Origin of the sequence: Amycolatopsis sp. NPDC024027 (assembly GCF_040638975.1) — a bacterium.
In the GTDB taxonomy this organism is placed as follows: Bacteria; Actinomycetota; Actinomycetes; order Mycobacteriales; family Pseudonocardiaceae; genus Amycolatopsis.
In genome coordinates, this window is the sequence record NZ_JBEZYY010000016.1 from 85,865 (window position 1) to 98,827 (window position 12,963).

Genomic DNA, 12,963 nt, shown 5'->3' on the forward strand with positions numbered 1-12,963 from the left:
ACGACCGAACACCCCCAGGCCGACTGACCCGGCCAGCGCCAGCCGACCGAACACCCCCAGGCCGACTGACCCGGCCAGCGCCAGCCGACCGAACACCCCCAGGCCGACTGACCCGGCCAGCGCCAGCCGACCGAACACCCGCCGGCTCGCCTACCAGGCGTGCCGGCGGGTTTGTGTCCCCAGCGACCTCCCTCGAGCCCCTCTCAAGCCGCCTCGGCCAGGCGGATCAGCCTGTTCCTCGGGTACGAAACCAGCTCTCGCTCATCATCGGTGGTGAAGATCTCGACGGAGTCCTCCCGCAACTCCGCCGAGTTCACCTGCAGCTGCCACGCGGGCAGCCCCGGCGCCGGCTCGTGCCAGAACCACTGGCCCTTGGTGAGCTGGTGCGCCGGGACTGTCGCGTCGTCCGTTTTCATGTGCTGAGGCTATCCGTCACCACCGACAGTTTTCGCAGCACCTCGGCCCTGTGATGACGACCACTATGGACTCGCGCAGGTCACGGTCGGGTCGGTCAGGTTGCCGCCGTGCTGGACGGTGAAGCCGATGACGTTGCCGCTTCCGTTGGGCCTCGCCGTCAGCACGTAGCCCGTGCTGTCCCACGTTCCCGTGTAGTTCCAGCTGCCGATCACCTTCTGGGGTGCGTGGAACGTCACCGTGAGCACCCAGTTGTTCGACCCCGACACCGTCACCTGGCCGTTGAAGCCGACGTTCCACTCCGCCGTCTTGACGTAAGCGGCCGAACAGCCACCAGGTGCCGGAGTAGTCGAGGTGGTCGGGGTGGTCGGGGTGGTGGGAGTCGTGGTGGTCGTGCCGCCGTCCGGGGGTGCGCCGGCGTTCAACGCCTCGAGCACCGCCGTGTAGGCCGCCTTCTTCTGGCCGTTGCCGTCGAACAGCAACGGTGTTGCCGACGCCCGCCACGAATCCGTGTCGCGGATGCCCCACACCGTCATCCCGGTGCAGCGCGCGACCGCCATGCACGCCGAAGTGACGGTGCCGAAGTTGTTCGCCTGCGCCGTCCCCGAGCCTTCGACGTCCAGCTCGGTGATCTGGACGTCCACCCCGAGGTCGGCGAAGTTCTGCAGCGTCGTCCGGTAGTTCGACGGCACCGGGCTGTTCGGGTTGAAGTGTGACTGGAAGCCCACACAGTCGATCGGCACGCCGCGGGACTTGAAGTCCTGGACCATGCGGTACACGGCCTGGGTCTTCGCCTGGTTCCAGTCGTCGGTGTTGTAGTCGTTGTAACACAGCTTCGCGTCCGGGTCGGCCGCCCGCGCCGCGCGGAACGCCGCCTCGATCCAGTCGTCGCCCGTGCGCTGCAGGTTCGAATCACGCCGGGCGCCCGAACCGCCGTCGGCGAACGCCTCGTTCACCACGTCCCACGCGTAGATCTTGCCGCGGTAGTGGGACGCGACCTGGGTGATGTGGTTCAGGATCGCCTGGCGCAACGCCGAGCCCTCCATGCCCTGCATCCAGCCGGGCTGCTGCGAGTACCAGGCCAGCGTGTGCCCGCGCAGCCGGGCGCCCTGGCCGGTCGCCTGGCTGACGATCCGATCCGCGTTGGCGTACGAGAACTGCCCCTGCGAAGGCTCGGTCGCGTCGATCTTCAGCTCGTTCTCCGGCGTGATCATGGAGAACTCGCGGCTCAGGATGCCGGTGTACACGCTGTCCGACAGCTTGCTCGCCGAGACCGCCGTGCCGAAGTAGCGCCCGGTCCGGGCCGCCGCGCCGCCGAGCGTGCTGCCCGCGGGCGGCGTCGAAGACGTCGTGGTGGTCGGCGTGGTCGGCGTGGTCGGCGTGGTGGTCGTGGTCGAACCGCTGTTCAAGCCCAGGAACGCGATCGCGTACTGAACCATCCCGTTCTGCGGCAGCGAGTGCCCGGCACCCTGGACGCTGATGCCCTCGACCGGTGCCTGCGTGCCGGTGGCGCCGTACCGGGTGCGCGTCCAGCCCGACTGGGGGGAATCACTCGACGACGGCGTCTGGCCGATCCCCTGCAGGTTCGTCCACTGCTTGATCTCCTCCCCGAAGTTCGGGTAGCGCAGGGTGTCGTCCGCCGTGCCGTGCCACAACTGCATCCGCGGGTACGGGCCGGTGCGCCCGCCGCTCATCTGCCGGGCCTGATCACCCCACTGCTGCGGGGACTTCGTGAGCTGCCCGTTGGCGCACTGGCTGTTCCAGCTCGACCCGTCGGTGGTCGCGAAACAGCCGGCGGGCACGCCCATGAACGCCGAGCCGGCGGCGAACACGTCCGGGTACTCCGCGGCGAGCACGTTCGTCATCATCGCGCCCGAGGAGAAGCCGGTGACGTACACGCGGGAGGAGTCGACGTTGTAGCGCTGCTTCGCCCAGTTGACCATCGACAGGATGCCGACGGGGTCGCTGCCGCCGCCACGGGTGAGGGCCTGCGGCGAGGAGACGTCGAAGCACTGCCCGCTGCGGGTGGCTTCCGGGAACACGATGACGTACCCGTACTGGTCGGCCGCGGTGACGTAGTCGCGGGCGTAGCCGTTGTAGATCGCCGACGCCGAGCCGGTGCAGTAGTGGACGGCCACCAGCAGCGCCGGGCGGGCCGCCACGTGGTCCGGGACGTAGGTGTACATGTTGAGGTTGCTGGGATTGCTGCCGAAGTCGGTGACCCTGGTCAACGTGGCCGCGGACGCCGGCTGCGCCGCCACGACCAGCACGATCGCCGCGGCGATCGCCAGCACGGCGGCGGAAAGGGCGGTGAGGAGTCTTCGCACTCGAGGAAATCCTTTCCGGGGGCGGGAACGCAGCTGGGACGATGGTTCGTCCCGCCGCCCGGCCGGTCAACGATTATCGAAACCTTTCGGGAACTTTCGAGTGAGTCACCGATCGGCCGCCCCGGCGGAGTTCTGGCAGGCTTCCGGGATGACCGAGCTGCTGCTGGGCCCGCTGCTGCGGCACGTCGACGCCACTTCGGCGACGATCTGGGTCGAGACCGGCGCCTCCTGCGAAGTCGGTGTCGGCGACGCCGCCGCCCGCACGTTCGAGGTCGCCGGCCACCACTACGCGCTGGTCGTGCTCACCGGGCTCGAACCCGGGCGCAGCACGCCGTACGAAGTGCGGCTCGACGGCGACGTCGTCTGGCCGGAACCGGACGGTGACCTGCCGCCGAGCCGCATCCGGACGCTGCGGCCCGGCGACCCGCGGTTCCGGCTGGTGTTCGGGTCCTGCCGCAAGCCGCGGGAGCAGGACGCGCTGGGCCCGGACGCGCTCGCCGCCTACGCCCACCGGATGGCCGCCCTCGACGAGGACGAGTGGCCGGAATCGCTGCTGTTGCTGGGCGATCAGGTCTACGCCGACGAGACCACCGAAGCGACGCAGGAGTGGCTCGCCACCCGGCGTGATACCAAGAAGCCGCCCGGCGACGAGGTCGCCGACTTCGAGGAGTACTGCCACCTGTACTCCGAGGCCTGGTGCGATCCGGCGGTCCGCTGGCTGCTCTCGACCGTGCCGACGTCGATGATCTTCGACGACCACGACGTGCGCGACGACTGGAACACCTCGCAGGCCTGGCGCGCGAAGATGGCCCGGACGTCCTGGTGGCCGGAGCGGATCCGCGGCGCGCTGGTCTCGTACTGGGTCTACCAGCACCTCGGCAACCTGGGCCCGCACGAGCTGGCCGAAGACGAGCTCTACCAGCGGGTGCGCAAGTCGGGCGAGGACAACGCCGAGCTGCTGCGCGAGTTCGCCGACCGGGCCGACCGGGAGGCCGACGGCGCCAAGGGCACCCGGTGGTCCTACCGGCGCGACTTCGGCCCGGTCCGGCTGCTGGTGATCGACTCGCGGGCCGGGCGGATCCTCGAGGGCGGCCGCCGTTCGATGATCGGCGACGAAGAGTTCGGCTGGATCGAGGAGCAGGCGACCGGCGAATTCGACCACCTGCTGATCGGCACGTCGCTGCCGTGGCTGCTGCCCACCGCGCTGTCGGCCGCCCAGTCGGTCAACGAGCGGCTCTGCGCCCGGCCCGGGCTGGTCGGTCGGGTCAGCGAGTTCATCCGGCAGCTGGTGGACCTCGAGCACTGGCCGGCCTTCCGCACGTCGTTCGAGCAGCTGGCGAAGCTCATCGCCCGGGTCGCCGACGACGGACCGGCGTCGGTCAGCGTGCTTTCCGGCGACGTGCACCACGCCTACGTGGCCCGCGCCGAGTTCCCCGGCGGCACCGCGGCACCGGTCCACCAGCTGACCTGCTCGCCGGTGCACAACACCGTGCCGTGGTACATGAACCGGCTGTTCCGGGCCGGCTGGTCGCGGGCGCTGACCAGGGTGAGCGAGGGGCTGGCGCGCCGCACCGGGGTCCGGCCCGCGCCACTGTCGTGGCACTGCGTGTCCGGGCCGCACTTCGGCAACGCGGTGATGACCTTGGACGTCGACGGGCGCACGGCCACGGCGACGCTGCTGCGGCCGGACGCCGACGAGGAGCCGGTCCGGCTGGTCTGAGGGTGGGTGTGGCACGACCACCCTGGTGCAGTGATTCCGGGTTAGCCTCGAAGCATGGTCAAGGACAACACCCTCGGGGAGTTCCTCCGGGCCCGCCGTGAACAGGTGGGGCCGGAAGAGCTCGGCCTGCCTCCGGGCGGGTCACGCCGGGTGGCGGGCCTGCGCCGCGAGGAGGTGGCGCTGCTGGCCGGGGTCAGCACCGACTACTACGTCCGGCTGGAACAGGGCCGGGAGCGGAACCCGTCGGCGCAGGTCGTCGACGCGCTGGCCCGCGGGCTGGCCCTGGACGAGGACGCCTCGGCCCACCTGCACCGGCTCGCCCAGCCGGCGCCCGGACGCCGGCGGCGGGCCCGGCGGCCGGAACGGGTCAGCCCGAACCTGCTGCGCCTGATGGACGGCTGGCCGGACACGCCCGCGCTCGTGCTCGGCCGCTGTCTCGACGTGCTGGCGCACAACGCGCTGGGCCAGGCGTTGTTCGCCGGGCACGCCCACAGCGGCGACCTGATCCGGCTCGTGTTCCTCGACCCGGACGCCCGCGAGTTCTACCCGGACTGGGAGCGCGTGGCCGTCAACACGGTCGGCGGCCTGCGGGCGGCCGCCGGGATCGACCCCGACGACCCGCAGCTCATCGACACCGTCGGCGAGCTGTCGGTCAAGAGCGCGGACTTCCGCCGGCTGTGGGCGCGCCACGACATCCGGCAGAAGACCCACGAGACCAAGCGGTTCCGGCACCGGCTGGTCGGCGAGCTGGAACTGAGCTACGAGGCGCTGACCGTCAACAGCGCCCCGGGCCAGCAGCTGATCGTCTACCAAGCCGAGCCGGGCAGCCCGTCGGAAGCGGCACTGGCCCTGCTGGGCAGTCTCGCCGCCTCCTGAAATCACCTTACCCCAATCCTCCATTGTGGACGGAGTAGTTCGTCATGCCCGAAAACTCGCCCGAAAACCCCGTCTGGTTCATCACCGGCTGTTCCACCGGCCTCGGCCGCGCACTGGCCGAAGCCGTGCTCGAGCGCGGGATGCGCGCGGTCGTCACGGCCCGCGATCCGGCGCGCGTCGCCGATCTCGCCGAGGCACACGGCGACCGCGCACTGCCCCTGCCACTCGACGTCACCGACCACGCCCAGGTCGTCGCCGCCGTCGAGCGAGCGGAAGCGGCGTTCGGCCGGATCGACGTCCTGGTCGGCAACGCCGGCTACGGCTACCTCGCCGCGGTCGAGGAAGGCGAGGACGCCGAGATCCGGAACCTGTTCGACACCAACGTCTTCGGCCTCGCCGACGTCACCCGCGCGGTCCTGCCGGGCATGCGGGCGCGCCGCAGCGGCCACATCGTCACCGTGTCGTCCCTCGGCGGCCTGGCCGCGTTCGGCGCCACCGGCTACTACCACGCGACGAAGTTCGCCGTGGAAGGCTTGTCGGAGTCGCTGGCCGCGGAGGTGGCGCCGCTGGGCATCAAGGTGACCATCGTGGAGCCTGCCGCGTTCCGCACCAATTGGTCCGGTCCTTCGATGCGGGAGTCGGCGATCCGCATCGACGACTACGCCGAGACCGCGGGCGCCCGCCGGGAGGCGACGCTCGCGACGTACGGGCGGCAGCCGGGCGACCCGGCCCGCGCGGCCGAAGCGATCCTCACCGCCGTCGGCAGCGACGAACCGCCGCTGCGCCTGCTGCTCGGCCGGGCCGCCTACGACATCGCCACGACCCGGCTCGACACCCTCCGCACCACCTTCGACACCTGGCGCGAAACCACCCTCGCCGCCGACTTCCCGGAAGGAACCCCGTGAAAACCGTCCTGATCACCGGAGCCAGCAGCGGCATCGGCCGCGCCACCGCCCTGCGCCTGGCCCGCGAAGGTCACCACGTCGTGCTCGGCGCCCGGCGCGAAGACCGGCTGACCGAGCTGGCGAAGGAAATCCACGACACGGGCGGCACCGCCGACGTGCACCGCCTCGACGTCACCGACCGCGCGGACGTCGCCGCGTTCGCCGACGCCGCCGTCGAGGCGCACGGGCGGCTCGACGTCTTCGTCGCCAACGCGGGCGTGATGCCGTTGTCGCGTTTGGACTCGCTGCACGTCGGCGAGTGGGACCGGATGATCGATGTCAACATCCGCGGCCTGCTGCACGGGATCGCGGCCGCGCTGCCGCACTTCCGGCGGCAGGGCGGCGGGCACTTCGTGACGATCGCCTCCACCGGCGCGCACGAGGTCGTGCCGACGGCCGCGGTCTACTGCGGCACCAAGTACGCGGCCCGGGCGATCACCGAGGGCCTGCGCCTGGAGGCCGGCCCCGGCCTCCGCGTGACGACGGTCTCCCCCGGCGTCACCGAATCCGAACTGGCCGACACCATCACCGAGCCCGGCGCGCGGGAGGCGATGCGGACCTACCGCGCGGTGACGCTCCCGGCGGACGCCATCGCCGGGGCGGTCTCGTACGCGATCGGGCAGCCGGAGGGCGTGGACGTCAACGAGATCATCGTGCGGCCCACCGCCCAGCGGTGACGCCGTGTCGTCCGCCGAATCACGCGTGTCGTCCCTTCAATCACGCGTGTCGGCCCTTCCGGCACGGCGTCCGGAGGGGCTCGGCGTGGTTGCGGGGCCGACACGCGTGATCAGGAGGTCGACACGCGTGATTGGCGGGTCGACACGGCTCAGCGCTCCAGCTCGGCGATGACCCGCGGGATCTCCGCCACGAGTTCGCGCGCCAGCAGGCCGGTGGTCCCGGTGTCCGGGATCAGGCGCTGGCCGGCCACGGCGTGGACGTGCGTCGCCCAGCAGGCGGCCTGGTCCACGGCGCCGCCGCGGGCGAGGAAGCCGCCGGTCAGCCCGGCCAGCACGTCGCCGCTGCCGGACGTCGCCAGCCCGACGTGGCCGCTGCCGTCGCGCCAAACCCGGCCGTCCGGCGAGGCGACCACGCCCATGAGCAGCACCACGCCGCCGTAGCGACCGGCGATCCGCACTGCCGTTTCGAGGTCGTCGACGTCCTTTTCCTCGCAGCCGTCGAGGAAAGCGGCTTCGACCCGGTTCGGGGTGAGGAGGAGCCGGCCCGCCAATGGTTCGGCGAGCGAAGGGTCCCGGCTCAGCGCCCCCAGCGCGAACGCGTCGAGCACCACCTTCGCGTCCGGGGCGATGGCCGGGACCAAGCCGCGCAGCAGCTCTTCGGTCTCCGAGACGCCGGTGAGGCCGGGGCCGACCACGACGGTGCCGGCGTCGGGGAGCACCTCGGCCAGCCGGTCGACGGCCTCGGCGGCGATCGCCCCGGTGCCGGTCTCCGGCAGCCCGAACACCGACGACTCGGGCACCGAGACACCGATCGCCGTCGCGTGCCGTTCGGCGACCGCCAGCTGCAGCGTGCCCGCCCCGGCGCGCAGGGCGGCGGTGCCGGACAGCGCCGGCGCGCCGGGCACGGTCCGGGCGCCGCCCACGACGAGCACGGTCCCGCGGTCGTCCGGGCCGATCCGCCAGTCCCGCAGCAGGGCCGGGCTGATCGGCGCCGGGTCAGGAGAGCTGCTGCGCGGCATCGTCGTCCGCCGTCGGCGGGGTGTCGGTCTCGTGCAGGTGCCCGACTTCCTGGGCCAGGACCATCGTGAACCCGCCGTCGGAGTCGCGCTCCCAGGCCGTCACCGAGCCGTTCGGGACCTCGGTCGCGTCGGCGGCGCGCAGCAGGTCGGGCTCCGGCAGCCCTTCGAGCAGGTAGCGCAGGGCGAAGACGGTCATCTCGTGGGCGGCCAGCAGAACGCGCTTTCCGGCGTGGTCCACGCTCAGCTCGGTGAGCAGGGACCGCAGCCGCAGCACGACGTCCGCCCAGGACTCGCCACCCGGCGGCCGGTAGTAGAACTTGCCGAGCCGCCGCTTGCGCCGCAGCTCGTCGGGCCACCGCTCACTGACGCCGTGCGAAGTCAGCAGGTCCAGCACGCCGAGCTCGCGGTCGCGCAGCCGTTCGTCCGGGATGATCGTCACCCCTTCGGGGGCGGCCAGCCGGGCGGTGTCCCAGGCACGGCGGTAAGTCGAGGTGATGACGACGTCCGGCGGTTGCTCCGCGAGGAACTTCCCCGCCGCCGAAGCCTGCTCCCGCCCCAGATCCGTCAGCGGCACGTCGGCGTCGCGTTCGGCGATGTCGATCACGTCCGCGCCGGCCGACTCCGCCTCTTCCCTGGCCACGTTCCCGGTGCTCTGGCCGTGCCGCAGCACACCCACCCAGTCCAAGTCGACGTTCACGACGGCCTGGTACCCCGGGAGACCCGCCGTCGAAACCCGGGATGGTTAGGCCCGCAAAGGAGTTGCGGCTAGGGTCGTGCCATGTCGCGAAGCCTCGACGCCCAGAACCGGCTGCAGCAGCTGGAGGCGATCATCGGTGCCTCGGCCACCCACCTGGGGCTGGCCGAGATGCTCGCCGAAACCCTGCAGCGGCTGCGCGAGGTCATGGCGGTCGACACCGCGACCGTGCTGCGGTACCAGCCCAGCGGCCGGCAGCTGGTGGCCTTCGCGGCGGCCGGGATCGAGGAGGAGGTCCACCAGGGCGTGCGGGTGCCGGTGGGCCGCGGGTTCGCCGGCCGGGTCGCGCTCGAACGGGCGCCGGTCATCCTCGACCACGTCGACGAAACGACCGTCGTGAACTCCCTGCTGTGGGAGCGCGGGCTGCACTCCATGCTCGGCGTGCCGATGATCGCCGGCGGCGAGCTCGTCGGCGTGCTGCACATCGGTTCCGTGACGCTCCGGCAGTTCGGTGAGTCCGAAGTGACCACCATGCAGCTGCTCGCCGACCGCCTGGCGATGGCCGTGCAGGTGGAGGCGCTGGAGGAGAACCGCACCGCCACCATGGCGCTGCAGCGCAGCCTGCTGCCCAGCAGCCTGCCCGAGGTGGCGGGCCTGGCCTTCGGCGCCCGGTACGTGCCCGGTGCGGAGACCGGGCTCGGCGGTGACTGGTACGACCTGTTCTCCCTGCCGGGCGACCGGCTCGGCGTCGTGATGGGCGACGTCTCCGGGCACGGCCTCGAAGCGGCCGTGATCATGGGGCGGCTGCGCAGCGCCCTGCGGGCCTACGCCCTCGACTGCGAAAGCCCCGCCGAGGTGCTCGCCAAGCTCGACCGCAAGGCCAACCACTTCGAGCACGGGGCGATGGCCACGGTGGCCTACGGGATCATCGGCCCGGACCGCGAGGCGCTGACGCTGTCCCTCGCCGGGCACCTGCCCCCGGTGCTCGCCCTGCCGGGCGAGGCGGCCCGGCTGGTGGACTCGCCCCCGGATCCCCCGATCGGGCTGACCATCGGCGTGCCCGAGCGGCGCACCACCGTCGTCGAACTGCCGTCCGACGGCGTGCTGGTGTTCTACACCGACGGGCTGGTCGAGCGCCGGGACCGCCCGGTGGACGTCGGGATGGCGCAGCTGGCGCAGACCGTGCGCGCCGGGGACCCCGAATGGGTCTGCGCGCAGGTCATGGCCGCGATGATCGGCAGCCGGCCGGCCCAGGACGACGTCGCCGTGCTGGCCATCCGGCGCCTTGACGTCCCGGCCGGCGCCTGAGGCGGGGCCGGGACGCTCCGGGTCAGGACCCGCTCAGCGCCGCTTCCCGGGTCGGGAAGAGCGACAGGCTCTCCTCGAGCCCGGTCAGCTGGATCGGGCGCAGGGTGGCCCGGCCGGACGCGACGATCCGCACCGCGGTGCCGGTCCCGGCGTTGCGGTGGATGGTCAGCAAGGCGGTCAGGCCGGGTGATGCGAGGAACTCGACCCGGCTCAGGTCGACGACCAGCACCGGCGGTTGCTCTGCCAGCGCTTCGTCCGCGGCCTGCACCAGGGCCGGTGCGGTGGTGGTGTCCACGTCCCCGGCAACCTCGACGACGACCGCTTCTCCCTGCTCCGTCCGGGCGATCCGGAATTCCCCGAACGGCACAGCGGTGGCCGAGCTTTCGAAGTGGGTGTGCTCGGTCATGGCGTTTGTCTCCTCGCCTTCGGCAACGCCCCCGGCAACCGGTGGGCGTGCGTGTTCACGAAGGCTGTCTGCTCAACCACGGTCAATCATGCCTGCCCGGGCGGCACACCGCCGTGTCAGCACCCCTCCGCTTCCGGTCGGGGCCCCGAACAGGCAGGATGTCGCCATGGGCGAACGGGACGTGACCGGGGACTCACTCGACGACGCCGCCAGTTCAGCGGGATCGGTCGCACTGGAGAACCTCGACGGCGCAGTGGTCCTGCGCGTCGACGGCGCTCTCGACCTCGCACTCGCACCGAAACTGCGCCGGTTGGCCGAACGGGCGGCACGGCTGGGGCCGCCGCTGCTCGTCATCGACCTGACCGGCGTCACGTTCCTGGCCTCGGCGGGCATGGCCGAACTCGTCCGGGCGCACCGCGGGCCCACCTCGTCAGCACCGCTGCGGGTGGTGGCGACCGGCCGGATCACGCTGCGCCCGCTGGAACTGACCCGGCTGGTCGACGAACTCGCCATCTACCCGTCGCTGCCGGAAGCACTGGCGCCCTGATGACGTCCGCCCCGGAATTCGACACGATCCTGGACGCCGTGCGCGGGGCCTTCGTCGGCCGCGACGGCGCTCCGGCGGCCACCGCGGTCCGCGCGCTCGGCCCGGCCGAGGTGCGCGCGGTGCTCGGCGACCACGTCGCGCTGGCGGTGACCGATCGCCCGGTCCTCGCGGACCTGGTGCCGGGCACCGAGATCACCCACGCGATCGCCGTCGCGGCCGGCGACGGCGAGCACGGCGCGTTGGTCTACACCACTGAGGAGATCGGCGAAGGCCTCCGGGCCGTCGCCACCGCCATCGAGGCCGCCACCGCGGGCCTGGCCGCCACCGTCCGGCGGCTGCGGAGCGAAGCCGCGGTCCTCGACGCGCTGCACTCCACGGGCCGCGAACTGACCGCGCACCTCGACATCGACCGGATCGTCCAGGACGCGACCGACGCGGCCACGAAAGCGACCGGAGCCGGCTTCGGCGCGTTCTTCTACAACCTGATCGACGAACTCGGCGAGTCGTACACGCTGTACACGATCTCGGGCGTGCCCCGCGAGGCCTTCTCCCGGTTCCCGATGCCGCGCAACACCGCCGTGTTCGCGCCGACCTTCGACGGCACCGGCACCGTGCGCAGCCCCGACATCACGCAGGACCCCCGGTTCGGGAAGAACGCGCCGCACCACGGGATGCCCGAAGGGCACCTGCCGGTGTGCAGCTACCTGGCCGTCTCGGCGATCAGCCCGACCTCCGGCGAGGTGCTGGGCGGGTTCTTCTTCGGCCACCCCGGACGCGACCGGTTCACCGCCCGGCACGAGTACCTGGCCGAAGGCATCGCCGCCTACGCGGCCATCGCGCTGGACAACGCCCGGCTCTACGAACGCGAGCGCACCCTGGCCACGGAACTGTCCCGCAGCATGCTGCCGGTGGCCCCGCCCACCCCGGGCCTCGACGTGCTCACCCGGTACCTGCCCGCGGCGACCGGGAGCAAGGTCGGCGGCGACTGGTTCGACGTGATCCGGCTGCCCTCGGGCGCCACCGCGTTCGTGATCGGCGACGTCGTCGGCCACGGCGTCACCGCCGCGACGGTGATGGGCCAGGTCCGCACGGCCATCCGCAGCTACGCCCTGCTGGAACTGCCGCCGTCGGAGGTGCTGCGCAACGTCTCCGAGCTGACCGCCGGCCTGTTCGGCGAAAGCTTCGTGACCTGCTTCTACGCGGTCCACGAGCCCTCCGCCGGGACGCTCGCCTACGCGAACGCCGGTCACCTGCCCGCGATCCTGATCCGCCCGGGCGAACCGCTCGAGCAGATCGGCGAGGCGCTGGCGCAGCCGCTGGGCGTCGGCTCGGTCTTCCCGCAGCGCACCGCGGGCTTCCCGGTGGGCGCGGAGCTGGTGCTCTACACCGACGGGCTGGTCGAGAGCCGCACCCGAGACCTCACCCTGGGCATCGAATGGCTGCTGGCGGGTATCCCGGGACTGCTGACCGCGGCCGACCTGGAAACGGCGTGGGACAAGCTGGTCGACGAACTGACGCGTGGACGGCACGACGACGACATCGCCGTGATCCACGTGCGCCACCGCGGAGAGGACACGCCATGACGGACCCCCTCCCACCGGACGCACCCGCTCCCCCGGTCTCGTTCCACCGGCGCACGGCCGCGATCGCCGAACGGCTGCCGGACCTGCGCGCGGCCCTGGCCCGGTGGCTGGCCACGCTGGGCCGGTTCGACGTGCGCTTGAGCCTCGAACGCCGGGAGGACATCGTGCTCGCCGGGTACGAAGCGATGGCCAACTCGGCCGAACACGCCTACCCGCGCGGGCAGGCCGGACCGGTCGACGTCCGGGCCGAAGCACAGCCCGGGCGGCTGACCGTGACGGTCACCGACTACGGCACCTGGCGGCCGCCGGCGGCCTCGAACGGGCTGCGGGGCCGCGGCCTGCCGCTCATCGACACCCTCGCCGACCACAGCGCGCAGGTGCACCGCGACGACGGCACCACGGTCACCATGACCTGGCTGACCGATTGACACACCCGGCGGCGGGGAAA

General features: G+C 72.1%; 13 protein-coding genes. 8 read left to right on the forward strand and 5 right to left on the reverse strand.

The features are described 5' to 3' along the window. Positions 1-203 precede the first annotated feature (203 nt). A complete protein-coding gene (locus AB0F52_RS33055; RefSeq protein ID WP_285993115.1) occupies positions 204-416 on the reverse strand; it encodes a hypothetical protein in 213 nt (70 codons plus the stop codon). Between the two features lie 63 nt (positions 417-479). After that, entirely contained in the window at positions 480-2,741 is a 2,262-nt protein-coding gene (locus AB0F52_RS33060) for a PHB depolymerase family esterase (RefSeq protein ID WP_360179579.1), read from the reverse strand. Between the two features lie 148 nt (positions 2,742-2,889). On the opposite strand from AB0F52_RS33060, the gene AB0F52_RS33065 reads away from it, so the two are divergent. From AB0F52_RS33065 to AB0F52_RS33080, 4 genes are read left to right on the forward strand one after another with little or no spacing between them, the layout of a single operon-like run. Continuing rightward, positions 2,890-4,461 carry an alkaline phosphatase D family protein gene (locus tag AB0F52_RS33065; protein WP_360179581.1) on the forward strand — a complete coding sequence of 524 codons (1,572 nt, stop codon included), beginning with the start codon at positions 2,890-2,892 and terminating at the stop codon, positions 4,459-4,461. A gap of 54 nt (positions 4,462-4,515) precedes the next feature. Beyond that, a complete protein-coding gene (locus tag AB0F52_RS33070) occupies positions 4,516-5,337 on the forward strand; it encodes a helix-turn-helix transcriptional regulator (RefSeq protein WP_360179583.1) in 822 nt (273 codons plus the stop codon). A gap of 44 nt (positions 5,338-5,381) precedes the next feature. Next, positions 5,382-6,242: an oxidoreductase gene (locus AB0F52_RS33075; RefSeq protein WP_360179585.1), complete on the forward strand. Its 861-nt coding sequence runs from the start codon at positions 5,382-5,384 to the stop codon at positions 6,240-6,242. Beyond that, the gene (locus AB0F52_RS33080; protein WP_360179587.1) at positions 6,239-6,958 is read left to right on the forward strand and encodes an SDR family oxidoreductase; all 720 of its coding nucleotides are present in this window, start codon (positions 6,239-6,241) and stop codon (positions 6,956-6,958) included. Before AB0F52_RS33075 ends, AB0F52_RS33080 begins: the two co-directional genes overlap by 4 nt. Positions 6,959-7,107: 149 nt before the next feature. On the opposite strand, the gene AB0F52_RS33085 is transcribed toward AB0F52_RS33080, so the two are convergent. Both AB0F52_RS33085 and AB0F52_RS33090 read right to left on the reverse strand, forming a co-directional pair. Then, positions 7,108-7,977, reverse strand: a complete 870-nt coding sequence (locus tag AB0F52_RS33085) for an NAD(P)H-hydrate dehydratase (RefSeq protein ID WP_360179589.1) — start codon at positions 7,975-7,977, stop codon at positions 7,108-7,110. Further along, positions 7,955-8,674 carry a histidine phosphatase family protein gene (locus AB0F52_RS33090; RefSeq protein WP_360179591.1) on the reverse strand — a complete coding sequence of 240 codons (720 nt, stop codon included), beginning with the start codon at positions 8,672-8,674 and terminating at the stop codon, positions 7,955-7,957. Before AB0F52_RS33090 ends, AB0F52_RS33085 begins: the two co-directional genes overlap by 23 nt. A gap of 81 nt (positions 8,675-8,755) precedes the next feature. On the opposite strand from AB0F52_RS33090, the gene AB0F52_RS33095 reads away from it, so the two are divergent. Continuing rightward, a complete protein-coding gene (locus AB0F52_RS33095) occupies positions 8,756-9,979 on the forward strand; it encodes a GAF domain-containing SpoIIE family protein phosphatase (protein WP_360179593.1) in 1,224 nt (407 codons plus the stop codon). 22 nt (positions 9,980-10,001) lie between these two features. Here AB0F52_RS33095 and AB0F52_RS33100 read toward each other — a convergent pair whose 3' ends face one another. Next, a complete protein-coding gene (locus tag AB0F52_RS33100; protein ID WP_360179595.1) occupies positions 10,002-10,385 on the reverse strand; it encodes an STAS domain-containing protein in 384 nt (127 codons plus the stop codon). Between the two features lie 166 nt (positions 10,386-10,551). Between AB0F52_RS33100 and AB0F52_RS33105 the strand changes: the two genes are divergently transcribed. From AB0F52_RS33105 to AB0F52_RS33115, 3 genes are read left to right on the forward strand one after another with little or no spacing between them, the layout of a single operon-like run. After that, positions 10,552-10,932 carry an STAS domain-containing protein gene (locus AB0F52_RS33105; RefSeq protein ID WP_360179597.1) on the forward strand — a complete coding sequence of 127 codons (381 nt, stop codon included), beginning with the start codon at positions 10,552-10,554 and terminating at the stop codon, positions 10,930-10,932. Beyond that, a complete protein-coding gene (locus tag AB0F52_RS33110) occupies positions 10,932-12,515 on the forward strand; it encodes a GAF domain-containing SpoIIE family protein phosphatase (protein WP_360179599.1) in 1,584 nt (527 codons plus the stop codon). Before AB0F52_RS33105 ends, AB0F52_RS33110 begins: the two co-directional genes overlap by 1 nt. Then, the gene (locus AB0F52_RS33115; protein WP_360179601.1) at positions 12,512-12,943 is read left to right on the forward strand and encodes an ATP-binding protein; all 432 of its coding nucleotides are present in this window, start codon (positions 12,512-12,514) and stop codon (positions 12,941-12,943) included. Before AB0F52_RS33110 ends, AB0F52_RS33115 begins: the two co-directional genes overlap by 4 nt. Positions 12,944-12,963: the final 20 nt, after the last annotated feature.

Bases quoted from the DNA above. Each gene is read 5' to 3' on its own strand.
- AB0F52_RS33055 (WP_285993115.1), bottom strand. From the start codon at position 416: ATGAAAACGGACGACGCGACAGTCCCGGCGCACCAGCTCACCAAGGGC.
- AB0F52_RS33065 (WP_360179581.1), top strand. From the start codon at position 2,890: ATGACCGAGCTGCTGCTGGGCCCGCTGCTGCGGCACGTCGACGCCACT.
- AB0F52_RS33070 (WP_360179583.1), top strand. From the start codon at position 4,516: ATGGTCAAGGACAACACCCTCGGGGAGTTCCTCCGGGCCCGCCGTGAA.
- AB0F52_RS33075 (WP_360179585.1), top strand. From the start codon at position 5,382: ATGCCCGAAAACTCGCCCGAAAACCCCGTCTGGTTCATCACCGGCTGT.
- AB0F52_RS33085 (WP_360179589.1), bottom strand. From the start codon at position 7,977: ATGCCGCGCAGCAGCTCTCCTGACCCGGCGCCGATCAGCCCGGCCCTG.
- AB0F52_RS33095 (WP_360179593.1), top strand. From the start codon at position 8,756: ATGTCGCGAAGCCTCGACGCCCAGAACCGGCTGCAGCAGCTGGAGGCG.
- AB0F52_RS33100 (WP_360179595.1), bottom strand. From the start codon at position 10,385: ATGACCGAGCACACCCACTTCGAAAGCTCGGCCACCGCTGTGCCGTTC.
- AB0F52_RS33105 (WP_360179597.1), top strand. From the start codon at position 10,552: ATGGGCGAACGGGACGTGACCGGGGACTCACTCGACGACGCCGCCAGT.
- AB0F52_RS33110 (WP_360179599.1), top strand. From the start codon at position 10,932: ATGACGTCCGCCCCGGAATTCGACACGATCCTGGACGCCGTGCGCGGG.
- AB0F52_RS33115 (WP_360179601.1), top strand. From the start codon at position 12,512: ATGACGGACCCCCTCCCACCGGACGCACCCGCTCCCCCGGTCTCGTTC.